Genomic DNA, 13,000 nt, shown 5'->3' on the forward strand with positions numbered 1-13,000 from the left:
GCCGCGGCGGCAGGCCGGCGGCCCGCCGCCGACGCACGCGGATCAGCTCACGCGGAAATGCTCGACCGACTGGCCGGCATTGACCGCGCGCACCAGCCACGAGGGCATCGCGCCCTCGCCGTCCCACACCTGGCCTTCGGCGTTGCGGTAGCGGCGCGCGGGCGTGGCGGAAGGCGCGGCGGCCGGCGCCGGTTCGGCCTGCGCCTCGCGCGGCGGCCGGCTGGCTGGCGCGTCTGCCCGCTCATCCTTCCGCTCCTCCACTCGCCCGATCTTCCCTCCGGCCTCCGGCTGCACTGAAACCTCGGCCGGCGCCGCAACCGGCATGGCCAGCGCCGCCTGGGCGTTGGCCGCGTTCTGCTGGCCCAGCCGTTTCTTGCGCTGCTGCCGCGGCGTCGCCGGCGGCGCGGTGACGGGCGCCGCCGGCAGCAGGCCGGCGGTCGGGCCGAGCGGCTCCACGACCAGCGTTGCGGCCGGCCTGGCCGCCGCAGGCGCCTGCTCCGCTGCCGGCGCATCCACCGCCTCATCCTCCACACTCTCCACACCCGCCGCCGGCGCCGCTGCCGCGAGCGCGGCCTCGATGTCCTCGGCGGTGATGCCCAGCCGCTCCATCTGGACCCGGATCCAGACAATGGCGGCGACTCTCTTCACGTCGGGAGAAACGTCGGCCGAGGCATCAGCGGGAACGGCCGGAGGAAGGTCCGAAGGAAGGTCCGATGAAGGGTCCGGTGAGGCGGCGGGGGCGATAGCGGTAGACACGATTAAAAACCAATAGAAGATGCGGGTAGACGGTTCATCATGCGGCGCTCTGCGCACACCCCTGACCCTGAAGCTCGCACATGATAGCCGAGCGCGGAAGCCGCCTCCCCGGACGGCACGAATGCCCGCCGGGCGGCGGCCGCGAGCGGCCTCTCCCCCTGCGCGAAAGCCACCGCGAAGCTGCTGGAAATCACACAATTCAAATGAGAACGATTATCATATGCGGCTTGCGCGCGGCGGCCGGCCACCGCGCAACGCTGCCGCCTCCATAGGACATATAGCCAATGCCTCGCCTCATTTCCACCGCCTCGCGAACAACTGTCGTGCCCGGCACGGCCGCCCCGGAGGCGCGCGCATGCGCCTGAGCCGCAACGGCCGCTATCGCCTCGGCGTGGCCTCGCGCGTGGTGGCCGCCATCGGCGGCGGCTACGTGCTGGCGGCGCTGGCCACCGGCCTGCTGGCGGTGGTGCTGCCGATGCCGCCGGCCGAGGCGGTGATGACCGCCACGCTGCTGTCGTTCTCGCTGTACGCATGCGCCGTGCTGTGGGTGTTCGCCGTGGGCAGCGCATGGCGCGCGTGGACCGGGCTGGCGGTGGCCGCCGCCGTCCTCGGCACCATCCTCGCGGCCACGCTGGCCGCCGTGCGGAGCGGCGCATGAGGGCCGGCCTGCGCCAGTCGATGGCGTGGCTGCATGGCTGGTCCGGCCTGCTGGTGTGCTGGGTGCTGCTGCTGGTGTTCTGCGGCGGCACGGCCAGCTACTTCAAGGACGAGATCACGCTGTGGATGAAACCGGAGCTGCACCGCGCGGCGGCCGCGCCGGTGCCGCCCGCCGAGGCCGCCACCCTCGCGGTGGCGTTCCTGCAGCGCAACGCGCCGCGCTCGCCGCGCTGGTTCATCAGCCTGCCCGACGAGCGCAGCCCGGTGACGCAGGTGCTGTGGATCCGCGCGCCCGGCGAGCCCGGCTCCGGCATCGGCGGCAGCCGCGGCCGCTTCGAAAGCCGCACGCTGGACCCCGCCACCGGCGCCTTCCTCGGCACCGTGCGCGACACGCGCGGCGGCGAGTTCCTCTACCGGCTGCACTTCGACCTGTACTACATGCAGCCGCTGTGGGCGCGCTGGATCATCGGCGCGTGCGCGATGTGCATGCTGGTGGCCATCCTCAGCGGCGTCATCACGCACCGGCGCATCTTCCAGGACATCTTCACGTTCCGCCCGCGCAAGGGCCAGCGCTCGTGGCTCGACGCGCACAACGCCACCGCCGTGCTGGCGCTGCCGTTCCACCTGATGATCACGTACACCGGGCTGGTGACGCTGATGTTCATGTACATGCCGTGGGGCGTGCAGACGGCCTACCGCGGCGACCTGCAGGCCTTCAACAACGAAGCCTTCGGCCGCGCGCCGCTGGGCTTGCCCAGCGGCCAGGCCGCGCCGCTGGTGCCGGTGGCGCCGCTGGTCGCGCAGGCCATGCGGCACTGGAACGGCGCCGGGCCGAGCCGCGTGGCGATCACGCTGGCCGGCGACGCCAACGCCACCGTCACCATCTCGCGCGGCAGCACCGGCGCGCTGTCCGTCGACGAGCCGTCGATGCGCTTCGACGGCGCCACCGGCAGGCTGGTCGCCACCAACGGCGACGCGCCGGCACCCGCCAGCCAGACGCGCGGCGTGATAGTCGGTCTGCACGAGGCGCATTTCGCCGGGCCGCTGCTGCGCGCGCTGTTCTTCGTCAGCGGGCTGTCGGGCTGCGTGATGGTCGCCACCGGCGCGCTGCTGTGGGGCGTGAAGACGCGCCAGCGGCAGACCAAGGCGCTGGCCGCCGGCGCCCGCCCCTCGTTCGGACTGCGGCTGGTGGACGCGCTCAACATCGGCGCCGTCGCCGGCCTGCCGATCGCGTTCGCGGCCTACTTCTGGGCCAACCGGCTGCTGCCGGTGGCGATGGCCCACCGCCCCGACGCCGAGATCCGCGCGTTCTTCGCCGCCTGGGCGGTGGCCGCGGTGCTGGCGCAGCTGCACCCCGCGCGCGCCATGTGGCGCGCGCAGCTGTGGACCGGCGCGCTGATGCTCGCCGGCATTCCCGTGCTCAACGCGCTCACCACGGACACGCACCTCGGCGCGACGCTGCTGCGGGGACAGGGGCCGGCCGCGGTGGCCGGCTTCGACCTCACGGTGCTGGCGCTGGGCATCGCGCTGGGCGCGGCGGCGTGGGTGCTCGGCCGCCGTACGGCGGCGCGCAAGGCGGTGCCCGCAGCGCACCAGCCGCACGGCGCGCGCGACGCCAAGGGGGCGACATGAACGGCCTCGCCTTCCTGGCCGCGCTGGCGCTGGTGTTCAGCGGCTTCAGCACGCTGAGCCAGACGCTCGACCGGCACTATGCCGACCGCAACGGCCGCGGCAGCGTGCCCGGCACCGCCGAGCGCGTGCGCCTGCACGGCCTGGGCTGGGCCGCGCTGGCCCTGGCGCTGGCGGCATGCGTGCTGGAACAGGGCTGGCCGATGGGCACCGTGGCCTGGGTCGGCATGCTGACGCTGGGCGCGCTGCCGGTGGTGCTGCTGCTGTCCTGCGCGCCCGCCCTGGCGCTGCGCGCGGCGGGCTGGAGCGGCGCGCTCGGCGGCTGCGGGCTGCTGGCGCTGCGCGCGCTGCCCTGAGCGCGCGCGGCGCCGAACATTGCCGGGCGGCGGCGCGGACAAACGCGCCACGCTCTCCGGCGGCGAAGCCTGCCTCTCGAGGATATGAAGGCCCGCCCGCCGCCGCCGGCTATCATGACGGCCATGCCAACCGAACGCCCCCCGCTTCAAGCCATGTCCGACCAGACCCCCGCCCAGCCTACCCAAGACACGCCCGCGAGCCCGGCCTGGGCACTGGAGAATCCCTTCCTCGAATCGCTCGACGTGACCATCGTGGCATGGGAGCCCGACCTCGTGCGCATGTCGCTGACGCCGCAGCCGGCGCACCTCAACAATACCGGCGTGGTCCAGGGCGGCATCCTGGCCACGCTGCTCGATGCCGCGGGCGGTTATGCCGGCCTGTTCCCCGAAGGCGGCGTGCGGCGCGCGGCCACCACCATCTCGCTCAACGTCAACTACGTCGCCTCCGGGAAGCTGGAGCTGCTTACCGTAGTGGGCCGCCGCGTGGGCGGCGGGCGCCGTGTGTTCTTCTCCCACGCCGAAGTCACCGACAGCCAGGGCCGCGTGATCGCCACCGCGCAGGCGGCGTTCCGCCGCAAGGACCCGGCGGCGCCGGCCTGAGGCGGCGGCGCTATTCCCGTTCGTGCCCGCCATGCGCGGACAGCGGCGGCGCGATGTCCTCCAGCGCCCGCCGCTCGGCGTTGACCGCATAGCGCAGCGCGAACAGGCCCGCGACGATCACCAGCGCCGCGCCGATGCCGTAGCCGGCGGCCACGGCGGCGCGGCTGCCGCTGGCGATCAGCGTGCCGAACAGCAGCGGTCCGACGAAGCCGCCGCTGCCCGTGCCCACGGCGTAGAACACCGAGATCGCCAGCGCGCGCGTCTCCAGCGGAAAGACTTCGCTGACCGTGAGATAGGCCGAGCTGGCCGCGGCCGACGCCAGGAAGAACACGGCGGACCAGCACAGCGCCTGGCTGCGCGCATCGAGCCAGCCCTGCATGAAAGCCCAGCCCGTCAGCGCCAGCCCCACGCCCGAGAGCACGTAGGTCAGCGCGATCATGCGGCGGCGCCCCACGCGGTCGAACAGCGGCCCGAGCAGCAGCGGCCCCAGCACGTTGCCGAGCGCGAACGGGAACATGTACAGCCCCACGCGGTTGTCCGGCACGGCGTAGAAGCGCGTGAGCACCAGCGCGTAGGTGAAGAAGATGGCGTTGTAGAAGAACGCCTGCGAGACCATCAGCGCCAGCGCCACGGCGCTGCGCAGCCGGTAGCGGCGCAGCAGCACGCCGGCCACTTCGCGCAGCGTGGCCGCGCCGCGCCGCGCGAGGGCGATGCTGCCGGCCGCCGCCGGCAGCGCGCCGCACTGGGCCCGCACCTGCGCCTCGATGGCGGCGACGATGCGCTCGGCTTCGTCCGCGCGCCCGTGCAGGAGCAGCCAGCGCGGGCTCTCGGGCACGTCGCGCCGCACCAGCAGGATCGCCACCGCGAGCAGCGCGCCCAGCGCGAAGGCGGCGCGCCAGCCCAGCGCCGGGCCCAGCACGCGCGGGTCCAGCAGCAGCAGGCTCAGGCCCGCGCCGAGCGCCGCGCCCAGCCAGAAGCTGCCGTTGATGGCGAGGTTGACGCGCCCGCGCACGCGCGCCGGGATCAGTTCGTCGATGGCCGAGTTGATGGCCGCGTACTCCCCGCCGATGCCCAGCCCGGTCAGGAAGCGGCACACCGCGAAGAACCCGAAGCCCGGCGCAAACGCCGTGGCGAAGGTGGCCGCCGCGTACACCGCCAGCGTCACCAGGAACAGCGTCTTGCGGCCGAAACGGTCGGCCAGGCGGCCGAACACCAGCGCGCCGGCCACCGCGCCGGCCACGTACAGCGAGCCGAGCCAGCCTACCTGCGCGGCATCCAGCCCGAGCCCCTCGGGCTGCTCGAGCACGCCGCCGAGCGAGCCCACCAGCGTGACCTCCAGCCCGTCCAGCACCCACGCCACGCCCAGCGCGGCCACCACGCGCCAGTGCCAGCGCGACCACGGCAGCCGGTCCAGCCGCGCGGGGATGTCGCTGCGCACCGCGCGCGCGGCCGGTACGTCCGGCATGGTCTGCACAAGCGGCATGGACAGGCTCCGGTGGACGCCACGGCGCCGCGCGCGTCGGCGCGGCGACCCGGCCTTTGCGTGCGGCGCGGCCATCGGCGGCAAGCCTTCATCATAGGCAGAATTCGGGCGGCGTCCGCGTCCCATCGTCCTCGTGGCCGGCGACGGACCCGGCGTGGCCGCCTCGACGCCACTGGCGCCTGCTTCACTTTTTGATCCAAGTCAAGCAAATGGCAGAGCACAAACCCTACGGTGTTGGGGGCGTCAAGCGGGGCCGGGAATGAGACACTGCGTTCGGGCGGGAAAGCCTCTCGCCCATGTCACTTCTTCAATGCCCCCGGAGTCATTTCCCTGCGGGCATTTTTTTTGCCCGCGCCCCGCCGGCCGCTCGTGGCGCGAAGCGCTTTTTTACATCGATCGGAAAATCAGGGATGCCCGGTGCCGGCACCGCCACGCGGGCGAACGCGCGCCGCAGGCTTGCCTCCGCGGCCGGAAATCCCGCCGGGCCGCGGGCGTGCAGACCGGCCGCAAGCGGGCTGTGCCCCGCGCGGCGCGTGGCACGATTCCTGCGCGCCACCGGCATCACGACATCGCCCGCGGCCCGGCCGGGCGGCGGGCATCGCGCAACAGGGAGGTAGCCTCATGGCTGGGGCTTCGCGGGCCGCGGGCGACGCGCGCGGCCCCGTTTTTCCCGGCCGGCGCGGCGTACCCGGAATGGCCCGGCCGCGTCAATAGTCCTTCGCGCTTACTCCCACGAGAGGGAGCCGCGCCATGCCGCCCGGGCGCACAATGCGCCCGTGGCCGTACCTGTCGGCATGCAACCTTGCCGGTAACGGCAGATCCTGGACCGAGCCCCTATGATCCGGAAACCGAAATCCCTGACCGACGCGGCGCCAGCGGGCAACCGCCCGCAGCCCGGCGGCGAACCCACGCGGCAGCAGCTCGCCGAGCGCCGCACGCGCGCGCTGGCCGATGCGCTCGAAGAAGCCATCCGCCGCCCGGCGCCGGCCGCCGGCACGGCAAGCGCGCGGCGCCGCGCGGCAGGCCAGTCGTCCTGAAGGCCGGATATCCGGCCCGCTAATCGGCCAGCGGAAAACCGAACACGTCCCGCGCGAGGTCGCGCTCGAAAGCCTCCGTCCACCTGACCGGGCCATCCCGGTACTCGCGCGCCTCGCCGCCCGTCACGCGGACCACCGCGATCCGGCGCGGCGGCCGGCCGGCATCGCCGTCCCCCGCCGCCGCCGCGCTGACCTCGAAATCTTCCTGGGCAAATCCGTGCAGCGCGCAGGCCGACGCGAACGCGTCGCGCTCCTGCGCCGGCAGTTCGTGGAACCGCAATTGCGCCATCGCCGTCTCCCGGAAAACCGCCGCGCAGGCCGGCGGGTCATGAGACAGGCAGTATCGCAGCAAGGGGATTGGGCGGGCAACATGGCGCGGCGGCGCCTTGCCCCGGAGCGCCTTGGAGCGCCTTGGGGACAGGCGGCGGCAGGCAGCTACCGCGGCCGTTCGAACGCCGGCAGCGACGCCTGGTAGGCCTCCAGCAAGGTCCGCGTCAGCGCCTGGCCGTGATGGCTGTCGGCGCGGAAGGCATCGGGAATCTCCCACTCGAAGAAACCGTCCTCGGCAAAGGTGGCGCGCCCTTCCTGCTCGATCAGGATCGCGTGAAACGGCACCAGCCGCTCCTTCAGGTCGTCGCCGAGCAGGAAGCGGGAGAACCGGTACCTGCCCACCAGATGGCCGTCCCACTGCGCGAATCCGAACTGCGCGTAGAGGCGGCCGACGGCGGTATGCAGCGTGAAGCTTTCTTCCTCGTCGCCGGGCAGTCCCGCGCAGGCCACGATCACGTCGGGCAGGAAACCGTCATGCGCGAGGCACGCGCTGACGAATTTCCGGAAGCGCGCCGCGTGGCCGCGCAGGCGCGCGACGCGCCTTGCTCCGTTCGCGGCTGCATTGCCCTGTCCCCTGATTGCCATCATTCCCGTCCCCGGCCGTGAAGTGCCGACAGTCTCCATGCCGCCGCCGGCGGCGGCAATAGCACTTCCTGGGGGAAATTTCGCGCCGCGCCCGGCAGCCGCCGGCGCTTCTGCCCGGGCGACGTCTTCAACGATCCCTGCCCGCAGGCGGCGATGATGGTCGCGACCAAGGCCTGGCGCGGCCCCGCCGCTCCAGGCTCCGGGTACAGTAGCGGATGCGTCGAATACAAGACCAGCCCGCACGACACGGAGACAAGATGAAGACAATCGGCATGATCGGCATCGGCATGATGGGCCACGGCATCGCCACCAACCTCGCCAGGCACGGCCACCCGCTGGTGCTGCTGGACCACCCCGGCAACCAGCCGCTGGACCGGCTGCTGGCCGCGGGCGCCGTCACCGCCGCCACGCCGGCCGAGGTGGCGCGCGCCGCCGATACCGTGATCCTGTGCGTGACCGGCACCCCGGAAGTGGAGGACGCCCTGTTCCGCGCCGACGGCGTGCTGGCCGGCCTGCGCCCGGGCACGGTGGTGATCGACTGCTCCACCGCGATTCCGTCCTCCACCGTGCGCATCGCCGAGGCCGTGGCGCGTGCCGGCGGCCGCTTTCTCGACACGCCGATGACGCGCACGCCCAGGGAAGCCGCCGAGGGCCGCCTCAACCTGATCGTCGGCGGCGAGCGCGCGCTGTTCGAGCAATGCCGCCCGCTGCTGGCCTGCTTCGCCGAGAACATCGTCTACGCCGGCCCCGCCGGCTCCGGCCACCGGCTCAAGCTGCTGCACAACTACGTCTCGCTGGGCTTCTCCGCCGTGCTCGCCGAAGCCGCCGCCTGCGCCGGGCGCGCCGAGGTCGACCCGGCCGTGCTGCTGGAAGTGCTGTCCACGGGCGGCGGCGACAGCGTGGTGCTCGACCGCCTGCGTCCCTACATCGAATCGGGGGACGACTCGGGCTTCCGCTTCACGCTGGCCAACGCGCGCAAGGACATGGGCTACTACACCACGATGGCGCGCGAACTCGGCGCCGCGCGCGCCACCGCCGAGGCCGTGCTGGGCACCTACGAGCAGGCCGCCGGCAGCGAGCGGCCGCAGGCCACGGTGCCCGAGCTGATCGGCATCCTCGGCGGGAAGCTCGCGGGCTGAAAAAAAACGGCCCGGCATGCGCAAGGCATCCGGGCCGCGGTCCAGGCGACAGGCGGGAATCCAGCTTAGATGTCGTCGACCTTCTTCGGTTTTTCCGATGCCGATGCCGGCAGCGCGGCGATCTTGCCGGACTTGGCCAGCTTGAGCAGGCCTTCGCCGATCTTCGCCGTGCTGACCGCCTGCGCGCCGACCGACGTGACCACATCCTTGAGCGCGCCGAGGCGCGGCAGCAGGGTCGGGTTGGAGGTCACGCCCGACACCAGCGCGGTGCTGCCTTCGGCCAGTTGCTTGTCCTTGAGCACGCCCAGCATGAAGGTGAAGGCGGCATTGCCGAACGAGGCCAGTTGCGCCTGGTTCATGGTCTTGAGCTTGTCCTGCACTTCCTGGCTCGCCAGCGACTTCTGCAGCGCGGTGGCTTCGTCGTCGCGGATCTTGTTGATCGCCGCGGCCTTCTCGGCGGGGTCGGCGATGGCGTTGGCGGTGGCCAGCCGGGCTTCCTGCTCGGCGATGTCCTGCTTGCTCGCCACCGCCTTGAAAATGTGGCGGCTGGAGGTGCCGATCATCTGGTCGGCTTCCTGCGCGGTCTGGATGAAGGCATCGATGTCGCCCGCGGACACGGCGGCGCCCGAGGTGCCGCCGCCCACGCCCGGGATGGCCGCGGCGAGGTTGCCCAGGCCGAACGCCATGACCGGCGCGGTGGAGGTCAGCAGGATGCCTGCCATCAGGGCGCCCAGGAGTGCGGATGTTTTTTTCACAGCGTGTTTTCCTTAGTTGGGATTCAGCAATTGCTTCATGACAGCATCGAGACCGGCGCGGGTGTCCTTGTCCAGGTCGATGCGTTGCAGCACGCCGACGTTGTCGGCGTCCGCCGCGGCCGGGTAGCCGTTCGACGTAAAGGCGTGCTCCAGGATGGCCTGGCCGGCGGCGCTGCCGCCCGCCTTCTGCCGGTAGGCCAGGCGGATGCCATAGCCCTGCGCGCACATGCCGTCGTCGCAGGTCCGTTCCTTCGGGTCGATGCGGTACAGCGCTTCCAGGCACTTGTCGTAGGCGCCCGGGCGCAATTCGAGATTGCCGGCAAAGCCGGACTGCCCGCCGACCTTGCCCTTCACCAGCGCGGCCAGCCCCGGGTTCATCATGACCACGGGCGCCTGCGCGGCGCTGGCGTAGGCCAGCCAGTCGAAGCGCTCCAGCGCCACCGAGCCCACCTGGCTCTTCTGCGCCGGGCAATACGCCACGCGCTGGCCGGACGCGCCGGCACTGGCCACGCTGTCGAACAGCACGAGGTCGCCGGCCGCGGGCCGGGGCGGCTTGCCGGCCACCGGCAGGACCGGCGAGGCCGTGACGCGCGCGCCGTCGCGGCCGACCACGCTCGCTTCCCAGGTGGGCACCAGCGCGTCCTCGGCAATGCCGCCGGGCCGGCCCGCGTTGCGATAGGTGCGGATGGTGTCGCCGATCTGCAGGTTCATGCCGGGATCGTCGACCTCGAAGTTGTCGCCGGCCGCCCCGCTCACCTGCAGCGACAGCGGCTTGAAGCGGACCTCCTTGCCGAAGCGCTCGGCCAGCTCGTTGAGCGCGTTCTTCAGCACCACCTCGCGGCGGTCGGCGGCGTTGAAGCCCGACTTGTCCGTCACCGTGTCGTCGATGCGCTGGCTCACGTCGGCCGCGTACAGCACGCGCCCGTCGCGCGAGAGCAGCTCCGCGAAGACCCAGGCCTGGTAGCTCTGCCGGGCCTTGTAGCTGAGGTTGGTCGGCAGCTCGTAGTGGCGCGCCGGCGGCACCACCATGCGGATGAAATAGTCGGGCAGCGCGCGCCTGCCGCTGACCTCGTGCCCGATCCTGGTGTGGCTGTCGATGGACGCCTGGACCTGGCTGAAGTTGGCGTTGAGCGGCAGCGTGGCGAACGGCGCGCCGCTGCCGAGCTTGTCGGTAAACAGCTGGGTGCTGACCGCATCCGACAAGTCCGGGTTGCCGTCGCTGACCAGCGCCAGCACGCGCGGCTTGCGCACGTCCGACAGCGCCATCGTGTTGGCGCGGCTGAACACCGCGCCATCCCTGGGCGCGCCCAGCACCGGCACGGCCACCGCATAGCGCTGGCCGGCGTACTCCACGCGGATCTCGGACTCGCCGTCGTTCAGGACGTCGCCCTTGCCGATGCCGGCCTGGTAGCCCTGGTCCAGGATGACGAAGCCGCGCCAGGTGTCGGCCACCCGGGTCTCGACCACGTACGGGTTGAACTGCGCGGCCGCGGCGGCCAGCGTGCTGTCCAGCAGCGCGGCAAAGCCCGCGCGGTAGGCGGCGGCCACCTTGGCATCGATGCCGGCGGCGCCCTGCGCCTGCGCGACGGTCAGCACGTCGTAGCGGGTCTGGCTGAACGACTGCAGCACCTCGCCGGTCATCGGGTTGCTGAAATACACGCTCAACGTGATCGGCAGGTAGATGTCGGTGGTGCCGTCGCTCTTGTCGATCCGGTAGCGCGACACGCGCGTGACCTGCACCGACAGCGCCAGCGTGCGCAGGCGGTTCTTGCTGTCCAGGTCCGGCGCCAGCGCCTTGAAGTGGGCTTGCGCGCGCTCCTGCAGCAGCGCGCTCGCCTGCTTCACGTCCAGCGCGGGGCGGAAGGCCGGGTCGACCTTGCTGCTGCCCGCGCCCGCGGCGCCGTCGTCGAAGAAGATGCCCGGGACCACGTACAGGCCCGCCGCCGGCGCGGCCGCGGCGTGGCCGGCCCAGCCGCCGGCCGCGGCGATGGCGGCGCCGAGCGCCACGATATGCCGGCGCATCTCAGCGTCCCGCCTTGGGCTTGCCGCAGCCATTCATGCACAGGGTGACGATGTTGCCGTCGACCATCGAGTCGAGCCCGGCGAACAGCGGATTGCCGCCGAGGGCCATCGCCACGGCCTGGTCCAGCGGGTCGCTGCCCTTGTAGGTCGCCACCACCTCCAGCTGGCTCGCGCCGGCCTGGCGCTGCACGGCCTTGTCCAGCCCCGGCACGTTCTTGAGCGCCTGGTTGAAGGCGGTGCGGCTCATCAGCGAAAGATTGCCGCCGGTCAGGCGGATGACGTACTCCGCGCCGTACATGGTGCGCTTCTTGGCGAACTCCTGGATGCGCTTGCCCACCTGGTTGCCGAGGCTGCCGGCGAGCTTGACGGCCAGCCGGGCGCGGCAATCGTCGGACGACACGCCGGTCGCGGTTTCCGATTGCGTGGCCGAGCCGATGTCCTCGCCGGTCTTGGTGGAGAAGGTCTTGGTGCTGGCCACGCCCGTGCACGCGGGCTGGCCCGAGTTCCGGTCCACGCCCAGGTCATAGATCACCGACGAGCCGATCATCAGGTAGTCCGCGGTGGCTTCCTGGCGCGCGAAGTCCACGTACCTGGCCAGCTCGGCGCCGTTCTCGAGCTGGTCCAGCGTGATGGCGCGGTTGCCGAAGTACTTGCTCTTGAAGATGGCGTTGTCGAGCACCTTGATGTCGAGGTCGCCCAGCTGGCCCTTGAGCTCGTTGTAGGTGTAGTTCTTCTTGTCCGGGCCGGTGTTCTGCGGCTGGTACTTGACCAGCTTGCGGAAGTAGGTGTTGTTGTGGTCCTCGGCGCTGACGTTGCGCGCGTATGCCGATTGCGACGACGAGGCCGCGGCCACGTTGCTGCTGCTGGCCGCCGCCACCTGGCGCGAGGCCGCGCCCGCGGCCTGGTGGCTGCTGGCGCTGGCGGCGTCGTAGCGCGCGCTGTCGCGGCCCGCCACCGCGGCCTGGCCGCCGTAGCCGTCCTGCGCGGCGCCCGCCACCTGCGTGTCGCGCGCGGCGCTGACGCGGCCGGCGGAGGCATCCTTCACGGCATAGGCGGCCTGCTCCTTGGAGGCATAGGCGGCCTTGCTGCTGGCGGCATAAGCCGATTTGCTCGCGCTGGAAGCGGCTTCCTTCTCGTTGTAGCTGGCGCCCTCCTCGTGGCGGAACTCGGTCAGTTCTTCCAGCGGCGCGCGCAGGTTGGTCGGCGTGGTGAAGAATTCGTCCATCATCACCAGGATCGGCTGGCTGCGCGTGGTGGTGGTGTTCAGGGCCAGGCCCAGGTCGCTGATCTCCGTGCGCAGGGCCTTGTCGTCCATGCGCAGCGTGATGCTGACGCGGTACTCGCCGTCGGCCGAGCTGGGCGTGGCGCCGTAGAACGACTCCTCGCCCACCTGCACCACGAGGTCGTCCAGCCTGGCCTGTACCTCGGGGTTCTTGCTGGTGCCGGCGCCCACCACCTTGTCCAGCGCCGCCAGCACGGCATTGCGCCTGGCCTGGCGCAGCGCCGAGGTGCGCACCGAGTTCAGGTCTTCGGAGATCTTCGCCGTGCCGACGCCGCGCGCCTCGATGTCCATCGCGTACGCGGCCGGCGCGGCCACCACGGCCGCGATTGCCGCGCACAGCAGCGTCTTGTTGAAAGCGTTCATGTTTCT

At 71.9% G+C, this 13,000-nt stretch carries 13 protein-coding genes; 6 read left to right on the forward strand and 7 right to left on the reverse strand.

Going from position 1 to position 13,000, the window contains the following annotated elements:
* Positions 1 to 42: 42 nt before the first annotated feature.
* A complete protein-coding gene (locus AC3WXD_RS06420) occupies positions 43 to 270 on the reverse strand; it encodes an H-NS family nucleoid-associated regulatory protein (RefSeq protein WP_492323363.1) in 228 nt (75 codons plus the stop codon).
* Between the two features lie 841 nt (positions 271 to 1,111).
* Between AC3WXD_RS06420 and AC3WXD_RS06425 the strand changes: the two genes are divergently transcribed.
* The 4 genes from AC3WXD_RS06425 (at position 1,112) to AC3WXD_RS06440 (ending at position 3,998) form a co-directional block, all read left to right on the forward strand.
* Positions 1,112 to 1,414, forward strand: coding sequence for a DUF3649 domain-containing protein (locus AC3WXD_RS06425; protein WP_492323300.1), 303 nt, complete (start codon positions 1,112 to 1,114; stop codon positions 1,412 to 1,414).
* A complete protein-coding gene (locus AC3WXD_RS06430; protein WP_492323301.1) occupies positions 1,411 to 3,045 on the forward strand; it encodes a PepSY-associated TM helix domain-containing protein in 1,635 nt (544 codons plus the stop codon). Before AC3WXD_RS06425 ends, AC3WXD_RS06430 begins: the two co-directional genes overlap by 4 nt.
* Positions 3,042 to 3,398, forward strand: a complete 357-nt coding sequence (locus AC3WXD_RS06435) for a DUF3325 domain-containing protein (RefSeq protein WP_020203386.1) — start codon at positions 3,042 to 3,044, stop codon at positions 3,396 to 3,398. The genes AC3WXD_RS06430 and AC3WXD_RS06435 overlap by 4 nt, the downstream gene beginning before the upstream one ends.
* A gap of 153 nt (positions 3,399 to 3,551) precedes the next feature.
* Positions 3,552 to 3,998: a PaaI family thioesterase gene (locus tag AC3WXD_RS06440; protein ID WP_020203387.1), complete on the forward strand. Its 447-nt coding sequence runs from the start codon at positions 3,552 to 3,554 to the stop codon at positions 3,996 to 3,998.
* A gap of 10 nt (positions 3,999 to 4,008) precedes the next feature.
* Here AC3WXD_RS06440 and AC3WXD_RS06445 read toward each other — a convergent pair whose 3' ends face one another.
* The gene (locus AC3WXD_RS06445) at positions 4,009 to 5,481 is read right to left on the reverse strand and encodes an MFS transporter (protein ID WP_492323302.1); all 1,473 of its coding nucleotides are present in this window, start codon (positions 5,479 to 5,481) and stop codon (positions 4,009 to 4,011) included.
* An 836-nt stretch (positions 5,482 to 6,317) separates the two neighbouring features.
* Here AC3WXD_RS06445 and AC3WXD_RS06450 point away from each other — a divergent pair.
* Positions 6,318 to 6,518: a hypothetical protein gene (locus tag AC3WXD_RS06450; RefSeq protein WP_020203389.1), complete on the forward strand. Its 201-nt coding sequence runs from the start codon at positions 6,318 to 6,320 to the stop codon at positions 6,516 to 6,518.
* Positions 6,519 to 6,537: 19 nt separating this feature from the next.
* Here the strand turns inward: AC3WXD_RS06450 and AC3WXD_RS06455 are convergent, their stop codons facing one another.
* Entirely contained in the window at positions 6,538 to 6,807 is a 270-nt protein-coding gene (locus tag AC3WXD_RS06455) for a hypothetical protein (protein ID WP_020203390.1), read from the reverse strand.
* Positions 6,808 to 6,953: 146 nt separating this feature from the next.
* Complete coding sequence (locus AC3WXD_RS06460; RefSeq protein ID WP_020203391.1) at positions 6,954 to 7,436, reverse strand: hypothetical protein; 483 nt, start codon at positions 7,434 to 7,436, stop codon at positions 6,954 to 6,956.
* Between the two features lie 254 nt (positions 7,437 to 7,690).
* Between AC3WXD_RS06460 and AC3WXD_RS06465 the strand changes: the two genes are divergently transcribed.
* Positions 7,691 to 8,572 (forward strand): NAD(P)-dependent oxidoreductase, encoded by an 882-nt coding sequence (locus AC3WXD_RS06465; RefSeq protein ID WP_492323303.1) that lies wholly within the window; start codon positions 7,691 to 7,693, stop codon positions 8,570 to 8,572.
* Positions 8,573 to 8,637: 65 nt separating this feature from the next.
* On the opposite strand, the gene AC3WXD_RS06470 is transcribed toward AC3WXD_RS06465, so the two are convergent.
* From AC3WXD_RS06470 to AC3WXD_RS06480, 3 genes are read right to left on the reverse strand one after another with little or no spacing between them, the layout of a single operon-like run.
* A complete protein-coding gene (locus AC3WXD_RS06470) occupies positions 8,638 to 9,327 on the reverse strand; it encodes a hypothetical protein (protein WP_020203393.1) in 690 nt (229 codons plus the stop codon).
* 12 nt (positions 9,328 to 9,339) lie between these two features.
* Positions 9,340 to 11,349: a hypothetical protein gene (locus AC3WXD_RS06475; protein ID WP_492323304.1), complete on the reverse strand. Its 2,010-nt coding sequence runs from the start codon at positions 11,347 to 11,349 to the stop codon at positions 9,340 to 9,342.
* Between the two features lies 1 nt (position 11,350).
* Entirely contained in the window at positions 11,351 to 12,994 is a 1,644-nt protein-coding gene (locus tag AC3WXD_RS06480; protein WP_020423802.1) for a hypothetical protein, read from the reverse strand.
* Positions 12,995 to 13,000: the final 6 nt, after the last annotated feature.

The organism is Cupriavidus sp. FW216-B1 (genome assembly GCF_058789195.1).

Coding starts and splice junctions, on each gene's coding strand:
- AC3WXD_RS06425 (WP_492323300.1), top strand. CDS start 1,112: ATGCGCCTGAGCCGCAACGGCCGCTATCGCCTCGGCGTGGCCTCGCGC.
- AC3WXD_RS06430 (WP_492323301.1), top strand. CDS start 1,411: ATGAGGGCCGGCCTGCGCCAGTCGATGGCGTGGCTGCATGGCTGGTCC.
- AC3WXD_RS06435 (WP_020203386.1), top strand. CDS start 3,042: ATGAACGGCCTCGCCTTCCTGGCCGCGCTGGCGCTGGTGTTCAGCGGC.
- AC3WXD_RS06440 (WP_020203387.1), top strand. CDS start 3,552: ATGTCCGACCAGACCCCCGCCCAGCCTACCCAAGACACGCCCGCGAGC.
- AC3WXD_RS06445 (WP_492323302.1), bottom strand. CDS start 5,481: ATGCCGCTTGTGCAGACCATGCCGGACGTACCGGCCGCGCGCGCGGTG.
- AC3WXD_RS06450 (WP_020203389.1), top strand. CDS start 6,318: ATGATCCGGAAACCGAAATCCCTGACCGACGCGGCGCCAGCGGGCAAC.
- AC3WXD_RS06455 (WP_020203390.1), bottom strand. CDS start 6,807: ATGGCGCAATTGCGGTTCCACGAACTGCCGGCGCAGGAGCGCGACGCG.
- AC3WXD_RS06460 (WP_020203391.1), bottom strand. CDS start 7,436: ATGATGGCAATCAGGGGACAGGGCAATGCAGCCGCGAACGGAGCAAGG.
- AC3WXD_RS06465 (WP_492323303.1), top strand. CDS start 7,691: ATGAAGACAATCGGCATGATCGGCATCGGCATGATGGGCCACGGCATC.
- AC3WXD_RS06475 (WP_492323304.1), bottom strand. CDS start 11,349: ATGCGCCGGCATATCGTGGCGCTCGGCGCCGCCATCGCCGCGGCCGGC.
- AC3WXD_RS06480 (WP_020423802.1), bottom strand. CDS start 12,994: ATGAACGCTTTCAACAAGACGCTGCTGTGCGCGGCAATCGCGGCCGTG.